The sequence below is a fragment of the Cohaesibacter celericrescens genome (assembly GCF_002866925.1).
Lineage (GTDB): Bacteria > Pseudomonadota > Alphaproteobacteria > Rhizobiales > Cohaesibacteraceae > Cohaesibacter > Cohaesibacter celericrescens.
Map to the genome: position 1 here is coordinate 110286 of NZ_PKUQ01000008.1, position 17449 is coordinate 127734.

13 protein-coding genes are annotated in these 17449 nt (G+C 52.3%); 7 read left to right on the forward strand and 6 right to left on the reverse strand.

Features of this window, described 5'->3' with window-relative positions; translation table 11 throughout:
• Window positions 1-74: 74 nt before the first annotated feature.
• Both C0081_RS04835 and C0081_RS04840 read right to left on the reverse strand, forming a co-directional pair.
• A complete protein-coding gene (locus C0081_RS04835; protein WP_101532675.1) occupies window positions 75-827 on the reverse strand; it encodes a F0F1 ATP synthase subunit A in 753 nt (250 codons plus the stop codon).
• Window positions 828-960: 133 nt separating this feature from the next.
• Window positions 961-1320 (reverse strand): AtpZ/AtpI family protein, encoded by a 360-nt coding sequence (locus C0081_RS04840; protein ID WP_101532676.1) that lies wholly within the window; start codon window positions 1318-1320, stop codon window positions 961-963.
• Window positions 1321-2017: 697 nt separating this feature from the next.
• Here C0081_RS04840 and C0081_RS04845 point away from each other — a divergent pair.
• Both C0081_RS04845 and C0081_RS04850 read left to right on the forward strand, forming a co-directional pair.
• Window positions 2018-3691, forward strand: coding sequence for a M16 family metallopeptidase (locus tag C0081_RS04845; RefSeq protein WP_101532704.1), 1674 nt, complete (start codon window positions 2018-2020; stop codon window positions 3689-3691).
• A 9-nt stretch (window positions 3692-3700) separates the two neighbouring features.
• Entirely contained in the window at window positions 3701-5191 is a 1491-nt protein-coding gene (locus C0081_RS04850) for a M16 family metallopeptidase (RefSeq protein ID WP_210200393.1), read from the forward strand.
• Between the two features lie 103 nt (window positions 5192-5294).
• Here C0081_RS04850 and C0081_RS04855 read toward each other — a convergent pair whose 3' ends face one another.
• Window positions 5295-7091 carry an acyl-CoA dehydrogenase family protein gene (locus C0081_RS04855; protein ID WP_101532677.1) on the reverse strand — a complete coding sequence of 599 codons (1797 nt, stop codon included), beginning with the start codon at window positions 7089-7091 and terminating at the stop codon, window positions 5295-5297.
• 250 nt (window positions 7092-7341) lie between these two features.
• Here C0081_RS04855 and C0081_RS04860 point away from each other — a divergent pair, with 250 nt between their 5' ends.
• The 3 genes from C0081_RS04860 (at window position 7342) to C0081_RS04870 (ending at window position 11188) form a co-directional block, all read left to right on the forward strand.
• Window positions 7342-8364: an L-threonylcarbamoyladenylate synthase gene (locus tag C0081_RS04860; RefSeq protein ID WP_101532678.1), complete on the forward strand. Its 1023-nt coding sequence runs from the start codon at window positions 7342-7344 to the stop codon at window positions 8362-8364.
• A gap of 124 nt (window positions 8365-8488) precedes the next feature.
• Window positions 8489-8932: a large conductance mechanosensitive channel protein MscL gene (mscL, locus tag C0081_RS04865; RefSeq protein ID WP_101532679.1), complete on the forward strand. Its 444-nt coding sequence runs from the start codon at window positions 8489-8491 to the stop codon at window positions 8930-8932.
• 234 nt (window positions 8933-9166) lie between these two features.
• Window positions 9167-11188 carry a bifunctional metallophosphatase/5'-nucleotidase gene (locus C0081_RS04870; RefSeq protein ID WP_101532680.1) on the forward strand — a complete coding sequence of 674 codons (2022 nt, stop codon included), beginning with the start codon at window positions 9167-9169 and terminating at the stop codon, window positions 11186-11188.
• Window positions 11189-11258: 70 nt separating this feature from the next.
• On the opposite strand, the gene C0081_RS04875 is transcribed toward C0081_RS04870, so the two are convergent.
• The 3 genes from C0081_RS04875 to C0081_RS23660 all read right to left on the reverse strand — a co-directional run bounded on the left by C0081_RS04875 (window position 11259) and on the right by C0081_RS23660 (window position 14779).
• Window positions 11259-11666, reverse strand: coding sequence for a VOC family protein (locus C0081_RS04875; RefSeq protein WP_101532681.1), 408 nt, complete (start codon window positions 11664-11666; stop codon window positions 11259-11261).
• A 109-nt stretch (window positions 11667-11775) separates the two neighbouring features.
• A complete protein-coding gene (locus C0081_RS04880; RefSeq protein ID WP_101532682.1) occupies window positions 11776-13188 on the reverse strand; it encodes an NADH-quinone oxidoreductase subunit E in 1413 nt (470 codons plus the stop codon).
• Window positions 13189-13321: 133 nt separating this feature from the next.
• Window positions 13322-14779 (reverse strand): OmpA family protein, encoded by a 1458-nt coding sequence (locus C0081_RS23660; protein WP_280952859.1) that lies wholly within the window; start codon window positions 14777-14779, stop codon window positions 13322-13324.
• 274 nt (window positions 14780-15053) lie between these two features.
• On the opposite strand from C0081_RS23660, the gene C0081_RS04895 reads away from it, so the two are divergent.
• Together C0081_RS04895 and C0081_RS04900 are read left to right on the forward strand one after the other, a co-directional pair.
• The gene (locus C0081_RS04895) at window positions 15054-16283 is read left to right on the forward strand and encodes a winged helix-turn-helix domain-containing protein (protein WP_101532684.1); all 1230 of its coding nucleotides are present in this window, start codon (window positions 15054-15056) and stop codon (window positions 16281-16283) included.
• Between the two features lie 466 nt (window positions 16284-16749).
• The gene (locus tag C0081_RS04900) at window positions 16750-17397 is read left to right on the forward strand and encodes an HAD-IA family hydrolase (protein ID WP_101532685.1); all 648 of its coding nucleotides are present in this window, start codon (window positions 16750-16752) and stop codon (window positions 17395-17397) included.
• Window positions 17398-17449: the final 52 nt, after the last annotated feature.

The window sequence follows — 17449 nt, forward strand, 5'->3', positions numbered from 1 at the left end:
TTACGTCAATTCGCGCATTTGATTTAGTTGTTAGTCGATTCGAAACTGTTCCACACAGACCTAGCTGCTTCACCTTAGTGAGAAGGATGGATTGCGTCATTAAGATATACGCAGGTTAGGATTGTGAATACATAGGCCTGCAAAACCGCGACCAGGAACTCCAGAGCTGTCAATGCAATGGTCATGGCAAAGGGGAACAAGGCCCCAAACCAACCAACTGCTCCTGCCGCAGACAGCGAGACCACAAAACCGGCGAAAACCTTCAGCACGATGTGGCCTGCAAGCATGTTACCGAACAGACGCAATGAGAGACTGACCGGACGGGACAAGAAAGACAGGACTTCGATAAGAGCGATGAATGGTGCAATAGCACCAGGCAAACCGGAGGGCACAAAGAGCTTAAGGAAGCCCAGACCATTGCGCATGAAGCCATAGATCACCACGGTGACGATCACGATAAGGGCCAGCGCCAAGGTCACAATCAAGTGGCTCGTCACGGTAAAGAAATAAGGGAAAAGACCAATCAGGTTGGCCGTTAAGACGAAGGCGAAGAGCGAAAACACCAGAGGGAAAAACTTCATACCCTCGGTACCGGCCGAATTACGCAAGGTACTGGCCACAAGCTCATACATCATTTCGGCGGTCGATTGCCAACGGGTTGGGACCAGCCCACGCCCTGACGTTGACAAGATCAAAAACCCAGAAATCACAAGTACGATTGCGATCATAAACAGTGCGGAGTTCGTCATTGCGAACTCTACGCCACCGACTTCGCCCAGAGAAAAAATCTTGGTGATCTGGAACTGATGAATCGGATCGTTGGCCACGATGCCTGCCCTCTTTCAATCTGGTTCAACCAAATTTGACCACTCCAAGCACCAAAAGGTGGGTAAGGAGCCATCAATCCGGCCTGTTCTCGTCTAGACCGCTTGGCTATCAAGCACAATCGGTCCGTTCAAATCAAGCGCCCGGTGGCGGCATTTTGCCCGCCGAACGCAGCATATTTAGCATACCTGCCAGAAAACCGAGAAGAAGGAAAGCAATCATTCCCCAAGGTGCCAGACCAAACCATGCATCAATCATCCAGCCGATACCACCGCCTACCAGCACACCAGAAACAAATTCGGACCCTAAACGCCAAGCCATGGCCATTCCAGAAGCACCCGATTGGTTATCCTGCTGTTGCCGAAGATCTGTTGCCTTTGCCCCGCGGAGTTTTGCGAGGCTGGCGTCCAGCTCTCCCAGACGATTGTCCAGCTTTCCGTCGTCAATATCAACTGAGATTTCACTCGGAGTTTCCGTATCTTTGTTACCGGTCATCCTGTCGTGTCCTTCCAGCTGTCGAAGACGGGCGCACCATAATCGGGCGGCCCTAGGGTGTCAAGACAACTATACTTCCAGCCATGTGATTGAAAAATATACAAAAAATTCAATTTTCCGCATAAAAACCAGTCAATCTTGGTCCAATTGCGGATGCTAAGTGAAGCTATGGGCAACAAAATACGTGGAAATCCTCAGTTTTTGGCAAAGACAAGTGCGTAAGATAGCCTTTTTAGCGTTACTCCCCCCCGCCAAAGTCGAAGGGAAAACCGGCCTTTGATGCGCAATTTCCGACCAACACGCTGCCAAACAGGCGGATTTTGTCTTTCGATTCTGGCGGCAATTGCGTTTGATTCAAAATCAAATGCTCGTCCAATTGGCTGGGGAGAATGAGAGTCTTTTAACCCAAAGTGGTAAAATCCAAGCGCACTATGCTTCTATTACAAAGTTTTCATTTGGGTGTTACCTTATCGCTCCCTACTTTATTTGGTAGTCATCCCCCTGTTTGGAGGGTGCTGGCAGTTTCTGCCACAGCTTTGCCGCAACCGCTTGCTAAATGAGAATCAGTCCCGAGACGGCAATACCGCCGCATTGGACCTGTTTGAATGAAATGCTGGAGACTTGGATGCCCACTAGGACTTTGACGCCCCGACATTCCTTGACGCAAGGGCTCTCCTTGCTGAAAAGCCGGTCCTTGATGACCAAACGAACTCTGGCTGTCGCGCTCATGACCAGTTGCTTTTTGGGCACAGCGCCGCAAGTTTTTGCTGAAACGCCTTCACCCAGCACCGTTCAGGTGACTGAGGTTCTAGGGTCTTCCTTAGCCGAGCTGCCCGATTTTGGTAGCAATTTCTCGTCCTTTGACTTGCCAAACGGCTTGCAGGTTGTTGTCATTCCGGATCATCGTGCGCCCGTTGTCACCCATATGATTTGGTATAAAGTCGGCGCCGCAGATGAAGTCTCAGGCGAATCTGGCATCGCACATTTCCTTGAACATTTGATGTTCAAAGGCACCAAGGCGCACCCTGATGGCGCTTTTTCCAAGACCGTCGCCTCGATTGGCGGGGAAGAAAATGCCTTCACATCTCAAGATTACACTTCCTACTATCAACGCGTGGCCAAGCAGCATCTTGGTTTGATGATGGAGTTGGAAGCAGACCGGATGGCGAATCTAGAGCTGCGCGAAGATCAAGTGACACCGGAATTGCAGGTTATTCTGGAAGAACGCGCCAGCCGCATTGATAACAACCCTAGCGCTCTGTTGGGTGAAGCGCTCAGCGCGGCGCTGTATCGCAATCATCCTTACGGCATTCCCATCATTGGCTGGGAACATGAGATGGAAACTCTCAATCGTCAGAAAGCCATTGATTTTTATAATCTCTATTACACGCCAAACAATGCTGTTCTTGTGGTGGCCGGAGACGTGACCGAAGACGAAGTGCGTGATTTGGCACAAAAAACCTATGGAAAGGTTGAACGTCGCGCTGAACCGGGGGAGCGGCTGCGTCCGCTGGAGCCGCCTCAGCGCACCGCACGCACCGTTACTCTGCGACATGAGCGCGTGACCCAACCCAGTGTGCGCCGCTCCTATATGGTTCCCTCTGATGTGACGGCCAAGAAAGGCGAATCTGTCGCGCTTGATTTGTTGGGATATATTCTTGGCTCAGGCACCAATTCCCGCCTCTATAAAGCGCTGGTCGTTGATCAAAAAGTCGCAACATCTGCAGGCGCCTATTACCAAGGTGGTGGCCTGAACGATACCAGCCTTGTTTTATATGGCAGCCCAACAGGCGATTTGACCCCTGAAGGGTTGATGGACTTGATGAAAGCTGAGATCGACCGACTGATAACGGATGGCGTGAGCGAAGAAGAAATTGCACGTGCAAAACGCTCCTTGTTGTCGGAGAGCTTTTATGCGCAAGACAATCAGGCATCACTGGCACGAATCGTTGGCAGCAGTCTGACCTCCGGTTCCAGTCTAGACCAAATCAAAAGCTGGCCCAAGCGTCTGGCTGGCGTGACGGCAGATCAGGTGGTTGAAGTTGCAAAAGCCTATTTGCAAGAGCATCGCTCTGTCACCGGCTATTTGTTGCCACCGCAAGCCACTAAGAAAGCAGCAAATCTCACAACATCCCCTGCCGAACAGAAGCCTGCAGCGGAACAATCCAAGGATGGTGATGACGCCGCCCCTGCCGGGTTGCCCGGCCCAAAAGCTCGAGAAATGGCAAAACCAAAGCAACCGCCGCGCTCTGCGCAAAAAGTACCCAATCCGCAATCCCGTCCACAGGGGACGCCGAAACCAAAGCCAGATGTGAAACAGCCAGAAGATCAAACTGAAAAACCAGACCTCAAACCAGCCGTCGAAGGATAAGGGATCGCTATGAAAAATCGAGACTATGCATCACATCGCGCCGCCTTGCTTCGTCAGCGGGCACACAACAACAATCATCCCAAAGCGATAGCTGCCATCAAAACCAACGAAGGGCAAATCAAGCGCCTGTTCGTCCTCACCTTGCTTGCGACCCTGGTGCTGGTCGCCAGCTGGACCATGGCACGCGCGCAAGAGATCCAAAAAGTTGTGAGTGCCTCCGGTATCGAAGCCTGGCTGGTGGAAGATCACACGGTGCCAATTATTGCCATCGATTTTTCTTTCGCTGGTGGCGTTTCACAAGATGAAGATGGCAAAGAGGGTGGCGTCACTATGTTGACGAGCCTGATGGACGAAGGCGCGGATGATCTTAGCAGTGAAGAGTTTCTGACTGCGCTGGAAGAAAATGCCATCAAAATGAAGTTTGATGCTGGCCGAGATCGTTTTTTCGGCTCTCTTCGCACGCTGACACCCAACAAGGCTCTTGCGTTTGAATTGCTGGCCAAAGCCATTCAGAGCCCGCATTTTGAAGCCTCTTCGGTAGAACGCATGCGCGCCCAGTGGATTGCTTCTGTGCGACGGGCAGAGAAGGATCCTAACACAATCCTTGCTCGTACCTTCCGCGAGGCGGCTTATCCGGGCCATCCCTATAGTCGGCCCTCAAACGGCACAGCAACGTCACTGGCGGCGGTCACACAGGCCGATTTGAAGCATCTGCATAAGGCAATCTTCACTCGGGACGGACTGACCATCGGGATTGTCGGGGCAATTGATGCGGAAAGCGTCAAGACCCTTCTGGATCAGGTCTTTGCGCCTTTGCCAGCCAAAGGAGACTTGAAGCCCGTTGAAGATGTCAAAATTGCCCGTATTGGTGAAATCCATGTGCCCTTTGATGCACCACAAACATCGATTCGTTTTGGCGCACCGGGCATTGACCGTCAGGATGATGATTTTTATGCAGCCTATTTGGTCAATCACATTCTGGGTGGCGGCTCTTTCTCGTCCCGTTTGTATAATGAGATCCGCGAGAAACGCGGCTTGGCCTATGGTGTCTATAGCTATCTGACATCGTCCGATCACGCTGCTCTCTTTGCTGGCGGCATGGCGACACGCTCTGAAAATAACGAACAAGCCATCACTCTGGTTAAACAGGAAATAGCGCGCTTGGGTAAAGAAGGCCCGACACAGGAAGAACTGGATGCGACCAAAAAATATCTGATCGGATCCTACCCTCTGCGCTTCGACAGCTCCTCCAAGATTTCGCGTCAGCTCGTGGCTCTTCAGAATGAAGGTCTGAATATCGACTATTTTGAAAAGCGCAACAGCTACATTGAAGCCGTGACTTTGGAAGACACAAAACGGGTTGCTGCGCGTTTGCTCGATCCATCCAAACTGTTGCTGGTAACCGTTGGAAAACAAATGAAAAATGCGTCACTGGCTCCTAAAGCGCCAGTCTCGGAAGACGCGTTAGCCCCGTCTAAAACCAAACCCCAAACCAACTAATCGACTTTAAATAGCGCTCCGTTGCAGGCCTGTTCTTTCCTATCGGGAAGATCAGGCCTGTTTTATTTCACACTTGCCTTGATTGCTTATCCGCACCCCTGCCCTATTCCGCGGCCAGGACCTTGTCGCTATCGAGTGCTGCGTCAGCGCCATTGACCACCGTGTCCATGAGGGCTGCGGTTTCAGGAGCCAGATTGGTCGCAAAGAAGCGCGCCATTGCGAGACGTTTTTCCGCAGATGGATCCCCCAGCTCTTGCGCTATTATTGCGCCCTTGATCAGCAGGACACCGCCGAGCGTTAATCCAAACAGACGTTGAAAAGGCGTCGCTCCGGCCAGCGCTTGTTCCATTCGGCCTGCTTTCAAAGCGGCCAACAGCCATTCGGTCGTGAAGTTCAAGTCTTCAACACTCTCATTCATTTCAGACCCGATCATCGCCAGCGTTTCATCTTCACTTTGGGATGCCTTGGCCGTCCAGCCGCCCATTTCGATCAACATTTCCTTGATCGCGGTGCCGCCCGACAGAGGCAATTTGCGTGTGACCAGATCAATCGCCTGAATGCCGTTGGTGCCTTCGTAGATCGAGGCTATGCGGCTGTCACGCAGTAATTGGGCAGCACCGGTTTCCTCAATAAAGCCCATACCGCCATGAACCTGAATGCCCAACGATGCCACATCGGTGCCAGTGTCGGTGGAGAAACTCTTCGCAATAGGGGTTAGGATGCCAGCCCGCTCGCCCCAATGTTTGGCTTCTTCATTGTTGCCACTTGCAATGGCGGCATTGGTGCGGTCGATGGCGTGAGCACAGCGATAGGAAATAGAGCGGATCACCTCGGTCAATGTACGCATGGTCATCAACATGCGGCGCACGTCCGGATGTACAATGATCGCTTCCATAGCGCCGCCTTTGGGAGCTCCGACACTTTGGCCCTGATTGCGATCAAGCGCATAATCGCGGGCCATTTGGAAGGCCCGTTCAGCCACCCCGACGCCCTGAATACCAACCATCAGGCGGGCATTGTTCATCATTGTGAACATACAAGCCAACCCTCGGTTCTCTTCGCCGACAAGCCACCCTATTGCGCCGCCATTGTCGCCATAAGACATTGTGCAGGTGGCCGATGCATGGATTCCAAGTTTATGCTCAAGCCCGACCGCCTCAACATCATTACGCGCGCCAAGCGTCCCGTCATCATTGACGAGAAATTTGGGCACGAGAAACAGCGATATGCCACGCGTCCCAGCTGGTGCGTCCGGCAACCGTGCCAAGACCATATGAACAATATTGTCGGTCAGGTCATGGTCGCCGTAGGTGATGAATATCTTCTGGCCCGTAATTTTATAGGTGCCATCTCCGACAGCTTGCGCTTTGGTGCGCATACCTGACAGGTCCGATCCGCAACCCGGCTCGGTCAGGTTCATGGTTCCCATCCATTCGCCTGTCACCAATTTTTCCAAATATTTGGCCTTTAGCTCCGGAGTGGCATGTTTATCCAATGCCTCGACTGCCCCCATTGTCAGGGTGGGGCCAAGAGCAAAGGCCATACAGCCCTGATTCCAAACATCCATCGCTGCAGAAGCCATTTGCAGGGGAAGTTCCTGTCCGCCAAACTCTTCGGGGCCTGTCAAAGAATTCCAACCGCCTTCAATCCAAGCTCTGTACAGCGCAGCCCAACCAGGGGGCGTGGTGACCTGGCCCTCTTCCAATTTGCAGCCGTGCACATCGGAATGCGACAGCAATGGCGCGACTTCTTCAGTATTGAACCGGCCAGCCTCTTGCATGACGGCATCCACCAGATCATCGGAAAGATCAGGATAGGCTCCCTCTGCAATCATGTCATTGAGCCCTGCAACATGTTTCAGTGTAAAGACCATGTCCGCTACTGGTGTGCGATAAGCCATTTGTGTCTCCGGTCTGTTTGACGCCGCTTGTCTCAAGCAATAATAAGAGTGCAGAGTATCTGGATTGACGCCAACGTCAAGACGACGGGTCTTAGCCATTCGGCATAAAAAAGCCTCGTTTTCCCCCCATAGCTCGACCCGTCATTGAAGACGCTGCGTCACCGTGCAAAGGCTTTTGCAAGTGTGACTGGACCTCAGACTGAGTGTCTTATAAAAGACACCAAAGATCGCCAAAAATTGAAGTGTACTTATGTCCCCAAATACCCCCGTCTGGCCTCCCAAATCCTGCGATATTGATTCTGAAACCGGAGCCGCAACCGAAGCGTTTGCGCGCGATTACGGTTTTGTCGGTGCACGCGATATACTGGCCAATGGTGGCTTGCTGGCCCTTCCGACAGAAACCGTTTATGGACTGGCTGCCGATGCGACCAATGCAAAGGCCGTTGCCAAGATTTTCGCAGCCAAGGATCGCCCCAGTTTCAATCCGCTTATTTCACATGTGCCAAGTCTGGAAGCCGCACAAAGACACGGCATTTTCAATGACGATGCCCTGACGCTGGCACGCCAGTTCTGGCCGGGGCCTTTGACTTTGGTGGTTCCCAAGCGGGCCGACAGTCCGATTGCGGACCTCACCTCAGCAGGATTGGACACGGTGGCGTTGCGGGTTCCGGACGCTCCTTTGATGCGGGCGTTATCACATGCGCTCGACAAACCACTGGCGGCTCCCTCGGCCAATCGATCCGGCCGCGTAAGCCCCACCACCGCAGCGCATGTGCGCGAAGAACTGGCTGGTCGGCTTGATTTGATCGCCGATTTGGGGCCATGCAAAGTGGGGGTCGAATCCAGTGTGGTTCTCTGTTCTGATCGCGTTCCGGCTACACTGTTGCGCCCCGGAGGTCTGTCAACAGACGTGCTAGAACAGGCGCTCGGGCGGCCGCTTTTGCGTGCAGGAACCGACGATAACACCCCCCGTTCCCCCGGCATGCTAACATCACACTACGCCCCGTCCGTTCCAGTGCGTCTGAATGCCGAGGACGTAAAGGACGGCGAGGCGCTTTTGGCGTTTGGCCCAGACATGCCAACGGGTGCGGACGGCGCGGTCAAAGTGCTCAATCTATCTCCCAAGGGAGACAGCTTTGAGGCCGCCCAGCATTTATTTGCATTTCTACGGGAACTCGATATGGAAGGCGTTCAAACCATCGCGGTTGCGCCCATTTCCAACGACGGTCTGGGCGAGGCGATCAATGATCGTTTGCAACGCGCCGCACGTTGAAACCGCAAATGCCTGTTGCCCTACCTAAAAACGGACGAGTTTCAGCCCGTTCATGTCCCCTTCATGCTATGATCGTTAAGAAAATATCAAGAATGCGCGAGGGGCGCATGCAAAGGAGCGTACTATGCTAAAAGAATTTCAAGATTTCATTGCCAAAGGCAATGTCATGGACTTGGCAGTTGGTGTCATCATCGGTGGCGCTTTTGGTCTAATCGTCAAGTCATTGACAGGCGACATCATTATGCCAATCGTTGGCGTTATTTTTGGTGGATTGGATTTCTCCAATTATTTCATCGCGCTGTCCGACAGTGTCACCGCCAATAGCCTCGAAGCAGCCAAGGAACAGGGTGCAGTATTGGCGTACGGTAGCTTCCTGACCGTGTTGCTAAACTTTGTTATTCTGGCCTGGATCATCTTTCTGATGGTCAAAGCGGTGAACAAAATACGCACCAAGGCCGAAGAAACGATGAAAAAAGAAGAAGAAGAAAAAGCGGCCGAGCCTGCAGCACCTGCCGCCGATGTGGCCCTTTTGACCGAGATTCGTGACCTTCTGGCCAAGCAAAACTAAAGCCCGACTTTTGCTTGATAAAACAACTATCGCCCATCCCGAATTTGTTCGGGATGGGTTTTTCTTTTTGCAATCACATCTTTTTTCGTGCACGAGGCTGATTACCCATCATCATTTTTGAATAAGGCGATGCGCGTCACAAAATGTTTGTCTCACTGTCATGCGTTTGAAATCTCTTGGGGTGAGTTGTGGAAGCCTAATTTTGGTTTTCGATAACTTTTAAAGAGACTTTCTATGACCTCTTCCAACCACAATGCACCCACCACCCTATCCCGCCGGGGCCTTTTGCTGGGTGGCGCTGCTTTTGCCACGGCTGCCGGCCTCTCTCCCATGCTGAGCTTCCGTGCCAATGCGACACCGGCGGCTGGTGAATTACAACTTGTTCCCGCGACGCCAAACCCCAACGGTTCGATTGAGAAACTGTTCTTGCTCAAAGGCGATCCACTTGTCGCGCCAATCAAAACCATTGTGGCTCAAGATGGCAGTCCCGTTCCGATGCCAGTGTTGAAAGAGGGCGAACGCCGCGTGCTGCGCGTGCTGCATTTCAATGACATGCACAACCACATTACGGATTTGCATGGCAAAAAAGGCAATACCCACCGCCTTGCCCAGATGGTCAAACTGGTCAAGGACGCCCGTGCCAAAGCGGCTGACAATGAGGCTGTTCTATTTGTTTCGGCTGGTGATGACCATACCGGCTCGGTGTTTGACGAGTTGATGGGTTGGAGTCCGGAAGAATTTGTCGCCGATGCAGGTTATCGGTCTTACAGCGCCGCCGGAGTTGATATTGCGACCCTTGGCAACCACGAATTCGACCGCGGTGCGGAACTTTTGAAAATTGGCAAAGACACCGACGCGGCTTTCCCTCTGTTATCCGCCAATGTTCACTCCTCCGACTTCATGTTACGCGATGAAGACTATACAGCAGCAGCCATTGCAGACATCAAGGGTTTGCGCGTTGGCCTTATTGGCCTGACGACGAATATTGACACCCGTGTCGGTCAATCAAACGACCCTAACATGGCTGTCGAGCGCCCAATTACTGCCATTCAGAATGTATTGCCAGCTGTGGCTGCTATCTCTGACGTGGTGGTGATCCTGTCGCACTGCGGTTATGGAATCGGTAATCATGCATCAGGCAAAGCCGCCACGGCACGCGAGATTGGTGACGGCGATTTTGCCATTGCCAAGATTGCGTCCGATCTGACGGATAAACCTGTCGTCGTCGTCGGTGGTCATACCCACACCGAACTTAACACCAACGGCATCGATAACGACAATATGATCGATGATGTTCTGATCACCCAAGCCAAAGCACACGGAGCATTTTTGGGCGACATCGCCATGTCCATTGCCGCTGGTCAGGGACGACAAGATTGGTATAGCTCGGTCTCGCTGCATCCGATCAAGTCGAGCGACATTCGCGTCAAGGCAGATGATGAGAAATATGCCTCCTTACAGCAGGATGGCGATTGGGATGACGCGTTCGAGACATCCGTCGTATCACCCTTGCTCAAAGCATTGGATTCAAAGTTGGCCGAAAGCATCGGTTCGGTTGAGATCGATACGCTTGGGCGTGATGCGATGATTGCCAGCCGCTATATTGGAGAAAACAGCCTTGCAAACTTCATGAATGACGCGGTTGTGGAACGCTCTGAAACCTTCCCCAATGGCAAGGTAGACTTTGCCTTGTTCAATGCCACGGGGGTTTCTTCTGGAGTTGCCAAAGGTCCGCTTTCTTTTAAAGCCTGGTATGACGTCATGCCTTATGCAGACGCGATCCATGTTGCTGAAATGACCGGCGCGCAGATCCGCGATATGCTGCAAAACAACGTGTCGCGTTTGCTGCGCCCCAGCGAAACGGAACAAACCGATATGGGCGGTTTTGTCTCGCGCGGCTTTTTGCATTTCTCGTCAGGCATCCGTTATGAAATAGCTCTGGGTAAAGATGCAAAATCAGCCAAGGCCGTTAACATCACGCTCCATGGTCAGCCCATTGAAACGGTGCTGGACAAGAAATTCACCATGGCGTTCAACACCTATATCGCTTTGGGTGCCTTTGGTGAAACATGGAATGGCAAGCCGATTGGCGGCGGTGTGAAAGGCGACATAGCCAGCCTCGACGTGCGTAAGCTCAAGTTTGACCATACCGGTCTGGTGTATCGCAACGAGGTGATTGCTTTTATCCGCAACCATAAAACAATCAGCCAAGCCAATGGCGCAAAGCTTGATGGCCGTCTAGCCATCCTCAAATAAAAGCCATAAGCCGGTGGGGATGTCCTCACCGGCTTTATTCTTGGACGAAAACTGGATGACACATAGGCGTTCAACGGGGATCATAGCTCAGCTCGAGACGATTGCCGCCCGGTTCATAAACCATACAATGCCGTTTGGGCCCGTTGCCCGACAATTCGGGAGCAAACTCGACCACAACATCCGGCCAATTTTTCACCTCTTCAAACAGGGCATCCAACGCCTCGTTGCTGGCCAGCTTCAGCGCGAAGTGATGCAGTCCAACATTTTGAAAACGATCAAAACCGATCGGGCTATCGGTTTTTGCCTGCCAAAGCGTCAGCTTGGCGGTGCCGTCGGTAATGTAGGCTGAGGGATAGTCCGGATTGCCGCCGAATTGTTTCCAGCCAAGGCAATCGGTAAAGAAAGATAGCGACAGCATAAGATCTTCAACGGTCAAGCCGAGGTGATCAATGCCCAATGTGGCGGCCGTATCTGCCATTTTCTTCTCCATATGTCCGCATATATCTCAATAAAATGGCGCGGAATGATCCGCGCCATCTAAATGGTTGTTCGATTCGCAATAGGCTACAAGCCGAAGCGGTTCAAAATCAGCCTTTTGAGCTGCCCACTTGGCCTTTGTCGACGCGCTTGGAAAATTCGGTTTCTTCTCCACTTGCGAGCAATTTGGCTTGTTCGATCCAGTTTTCCCGATCAACTCGCCCTTTGAACGATAGGAACGTGGTTACCCAGTTTATTTCCTTGCGGTTCCATTTAGCGATTTGATCGAAGTGATAGATGCCCAGATCATTGAGCTTGCCTTCGATCACCTTACCGACACCCTTGATGCGTTTGAGATCATCGGCACCCGCTTTGCGCGGGGCTTTCAGAAGCCTTGGTTTTTTGCCCGCAACATTGGCTTTTTCCTCAATCGAGGCGTCTTTGGGTAGGGCTGCAATGGCAGCCGCGATGCGCGCTTCTTCATCGTCGATACCACCATCGGCATTAAGATCAGCATCAGAAACAGCATCGGCTTTTGGTTCAACCGCGTCTTCCACAACGGCCTCAGCCTTGGTCTGAGGGGCCTTGGTCTCAGATGTCTTGGCTTTAGGTGCCGCCTTTGGTTTGGTTTTCGGCTTAGCTTTGGTCTTGGTCGGAATCTCTGTTTCAGGAGTTTCCTGTGGTGCAGGTACCGGGGCGGTTTCGATCGCTGGCGTTAGACCGGAGGCATCCGTGCCCTCGGCCTGCATAAGACCTCGGGCTTGCGGAATCCATTCTTCGCGATCAATGCGTCCCTTGAAAGAAAGGAATGTAGTGACCCAATTGACTTCATCGCGGGACCAATTGGCCACTTGATCAAAGTGATGGACACCCAAATCATTCAGCTTGCTCTCAATTACTTTGCCAACGCCTTTGATGCGTTTCAGATCGTCGGCTTTGCCATTGCGTGGAGCAACGAGCAATGCTGGTTTGACCCCTGCTGCATCGGCTTTTTGTTCGATGGATGCATCTTTGGGCAAGGACGCCAAAGCCGCGGCGATACGAGCCTCTTCTGTTTCCAGTTCAGCCCCAATCCCCACTTCATTTGCCACCGGCCCACCAACACCGGCCGTGCTAACAAGAGCGGCCTGCTCTTCAACAGCATCGCTGGCTGGTTTGACCGCCGAAGGAGCAGAGGTCTTGGCACTGTCTTCACTTGCGACCGCTTTGCTTTCGGGTGCATCCAGTTCAGCTTGTTGCTCAGCCATTTTGCGGTTGGTTTGCTCCGCAAGGGCCTGTGCCGCGATTTGCTTGTCTTCAACATCGGCCTCTTTGGTCACCTCGGCCGAGGCTCCCACTGCCGCAGGTGTCGACGCTTCAACAGCAGGTATAGATGTGCTTTTGGTTGAGGCTGTGTGCATGGCCCGACCAGACGGGACCGATGCTTTGGCGCTGAAATAGCGCCGTAGAAAACAACCGATCGGCATACCGATTACAACTGCGAATATGATCAGGACCAGTTCCTGCCAAAATAGTGCGTTCATGGCTCCCTCTCCTATTTTCTGTTGTTTTTGCTTGGGTCACAGGCCATCCAGCCAATGATTGCCCCCAGAACGAGCCCCAACAGGAGCAATGGATATAGATTTGCGATTAGGTATCCCATTTCAAACTCCTAAATTATTGGGCCAGGATCACGAATTCGATGCGACGGTTTTTTGCTTTGCCTTCAGCGGTATCATTGCCTGCGACGGGATTGGTTTCGCCAAACCCTTTTGGCTCAAGCCGTTCATCGGACAAGCCTGCTTCGATGAGATAGTCAACCACAGAGCCAGCGCGTTTTTCGGACAAAAGCTGGTTGGCAAAATTGTCACCGTCACTGTCGGTGTGACCTTCGATTTGAATCTTGCTTTCGGGGCATCGATGCGCCGTATAGATCAAACCATCCAGCAAACCAAAGGAGTCTGCCGAAATGCTGGCCTTGCCCGAATCAAAGAGAATGGTGTTTTTCTCCAACGCACTCCTCAGCAAGACCTGACATTCATCCGGGTTGACCGCCTCGCCGGGTACTGCAACTGACAGCTCGGAGCTAAGGGACAAATTCGCTGGCAATGCAGACCGCAATGCTTCTTGGAGTTTTTGCAGCGCCCCTTCATAGAAGGCACCACCGGTCATGGCCAAACCATCTTGGCTCAAGCTTGCCTGCCCGCCAATCCCCAGACGACTGACAGCTTGAAGCGCAGCAGATGCGAGTTGATTATATTCCTCAGAGCCAAGTCCAGCGATAAGCTCGCCTTCTTGCACCATGAGATTGTCATTCACACCGGAAGATCCAAATTTGCGCACAGCAAGACCGTTGATCGCAGTCTTGATATCGGCGCTCGGCACCAAACCAACCAAATCCACACCCTCTGCCGTCCGCTTGATGGCAAAGCCGTCTATAGGTTTTGCTTCAACCGGTTCCGCTTTTGCTGGCTCTTTGGGTTGAGAGATCTGAAGGTCAGGCTTAATAACGCCAAGATCTGCCGTATCGATTTTCTCTTTAATGGCTTTGTAAAGAGCAACATGGCCTGCATTGCCGTCTTCCAACGCACCAGATACCGTCAACCTATCGTCGATCAGCATCACTTTGGCGGTTGGTAGAACGCTCAATAGATCTGAGGAGAAATCGACCACTTTTTCAAGGCCAGCAGGACCACCGCGTGCCGCTTCAACGCTGGAGGACAATTCAATATCATTGAACTTTGCTTTGATCTTATCTGCTGCAGTTTTGAAAAGATCGTAGGGCAGGTAGCCAATCATGGAGAGCTTGTCGTCGTCCCGCTCCAGCCCCCAAGTAAAGGGCTTTTGCTCGGCCAACAAGCTTGTCTCGTCTTCGACTTCTCGAATGCCCCACTCCACATCCAACAGTTCCACCGCCCATGCGGATACGCCTTGTTCCGGCGCTATGCCGGTGAGCACGCCATCGCGACCGTCAAACGAAATAGCCGCCCAATCCATATCTTTGCTTGCCAACACATTTTCGGCGCGAGACGTCAGGTCGGCTTCAATCTTTGTGGTTTCACTGTAAAGGCTAATACCGGTAACGGCCGCGACAGCGACAACCCCGGGGATCAACCATTTGGTCAACAATGACATTGTTAAATTCCTTTTTTTGATCCGATTGGTACCGTCAGGAGCCCCTCTCTTACACGCTACCCGGATCGTATCCTTAACTATGCTATCTCAGATGTTTATCAGGTCAAAGGCAAACCGGAGATGAACAAACGAAAAATTAACTTTTCTTTGTGTTTGGCCGTTCGGGTGGGTTTGGGAGGCGGCAGGATTGCGTTCCAACGCGGAAAATGCTTTTAAGAATGGGTTCCGGCCACTTTTGCCTGACACCCAATTCCCGCAGATTGGCGAGCCTTTCATGATCCATCAGAGCCTTTCCAATCGACAAGCACGCCGAATCGCTCTCAAGGCGCAGGGATTTTTACCTCAATTACGCAAACGCAAGCGCCATGATCGCCGCCATCTGGATGCGGTGTTTGATCAAATAGGCCTGTTGCAAATTGACTCTGTCAATGTTTTGGATCGGGCCCATTATCTCACCCTGTTTGCGCGGCTTGGGGATTATGATCGTTCGCTCATCGATAATGCTGCTCATGCGGTCGACAGCAGGAAGATCCCTAAAGACTATTTTGAATATTGGGGGCATGAAGCCTCCATTCTCCCCGTGTCGCTTTATCCCGCACTTAAATGGCGCATGGATCGCGCCGCACGCCATGAGGGGCTGTGGGGTGGCATATCACGCTATGCCAAAGAGAATCCGCACGTTATCGAAGCGGTTTTTAAGGACATCGAGATCCAGGGGCCGGTTGCGGTATCTGATCTGGATAAACGCGGCGGGCGAACGGGGGCTTGGTGGGGCTGGAATGACACCAAGATTGCGTTGGAATTTCTGTTTTGGAGCGGACGCATAACATCGGCTGGGCGGACCCGCTTTGCTCGCAGCTACGACCTGCCGGAGCGGGTGTTGCCTGCCCATATTCTCAACCAACCGGCCATGGACGAACGCGCTGCGCATCGGCATTTGATGGAGGTTGCGGCACGCAGTCACGGTGTTGGTTCCGAGAAATGCCTGCGTGATTATTTTCGCCTAAAACCAGTGGACGCACGCCTTGCCCTGCAAGAATTGGTCGAGGATCGCGTGCTAATTCCAGTCGAAATTGAGGGGTGGGATGTACCAACCTATCTGCATCGCGACGCAGAAATGCCTTCCCGTGCCACCTGCCAGTCGCTTTTAGCACCGTTTGATTCTCTTATCTGGATGCGGGATCGCGCCGAGACATTGTTTGATTTCCATTATCGTATCGAGATCTATGTACCCAAGGAAAAGCGACAGTTTGGCTATTATGTGCTGCCCTTTTTGATGGGGGACCGGCTGGTTGCGCGGCTTGACCTGAAAGCCAATCGGCAAGAGGGCATTCTGGAAGTGTTCGCAGCCCATGGTGAAGCCCGCATTGACACAGGCAAAGTCTGCGCAGCGTTAGCTCATGAATTGCGGCTGATGGCAGGCTGGTTGGGGCTCGCAAATATCAGAGTGCATGAGAGCGGTGATCTTGGCGTTCCCCTCAAACAAACGGTCTCGTCACTTTAATGGCTGGGTAGGACTATTGAGGCAAAGGGCTTCTTAATAAACGCACAGCTACGTGACGGCACCAGGGAATCATACCCACTGACAAAACCGTGCTGTAACCAACCGAGAATCGGTAGAGAGGAAACTTGGCCGTCTAGTCTCTGCATCCATTGCAAATGGATGGTGCAAAAAGAGAACATAGCAAGGCATAGAAGCCCTGCCGAATGGATTTCATGCGATTGGAACGCAGGCTCGGGAATTGATGTATCGGCATCTGAATGTCCCTTTCCTATTTGGACTTTACCGGAATTGCTACATACTCCCTCGACAATGGAGAGCAAGAAGCGTGTGATATCAGGCTAGTTTAGTCGCATCCGCAGTTCAATCCCCAATCACGAGCAGTTGATAATGATCACGTATATGTGAGGCCACCATAGTGTGTTACATAGGCCTCGATTATGATGACAATAGAGAAAGCGAATTTTTCATGCAGAGATTGGATCTGGATCGTGTTGAATGTCTGATCTTTGACCTTGATGGGACGCTGGTCGACAGTGAAATCCTGAGCCAGCAGGCCTATTGCGACACGGTTCCTGATCTGGACTGGGATGTGCATCACCTGATGACTCATTTCAGAGGCCACCAATTCTCGCGTATTGTGCACGCATTGGAAGAGCATGTCGGAAGAAAGCTGCCCGAGGATTATGAGGCACTCTATCGGGCGCGGGTGGCAGAGTTGTTCGAAACACAATTGAAAGCCTACCCGCATGTAACAGAAGCGATACTTGGCATAAAGCTCCCCAAATGCATTGCGTCTTCCGGTCCGCTTAAGAAAATGCGGCATTCTTTAGGGCTAACCGGTCTCGCCCAATATTTCGAGCCCCATTTATTCAGCGCCTACGAGATCAGCTCGTGGAAGCCCGATCCCGATCTTTTCCTTCACGCTGCCAAGGCAATGGGCTTTGAACCACAAGCTTGTCTGGTGATTGAAGACAGTGCCGTCGGCATTCAGGCAGCCCAAGCTGCAGATATGCAATTTCTGCTTCATTGCCCAAAAGGGCACGACCTGCCAACCGGCTATGACGGGCCCGTGCTGGAGGATTATAGCGATTTTCCGCTTTCTGTGTCGCAGTGATAGAGAGACGATAAAACCTCTTTTAAAATGCGAAATGCCGCGCTAGATTTTG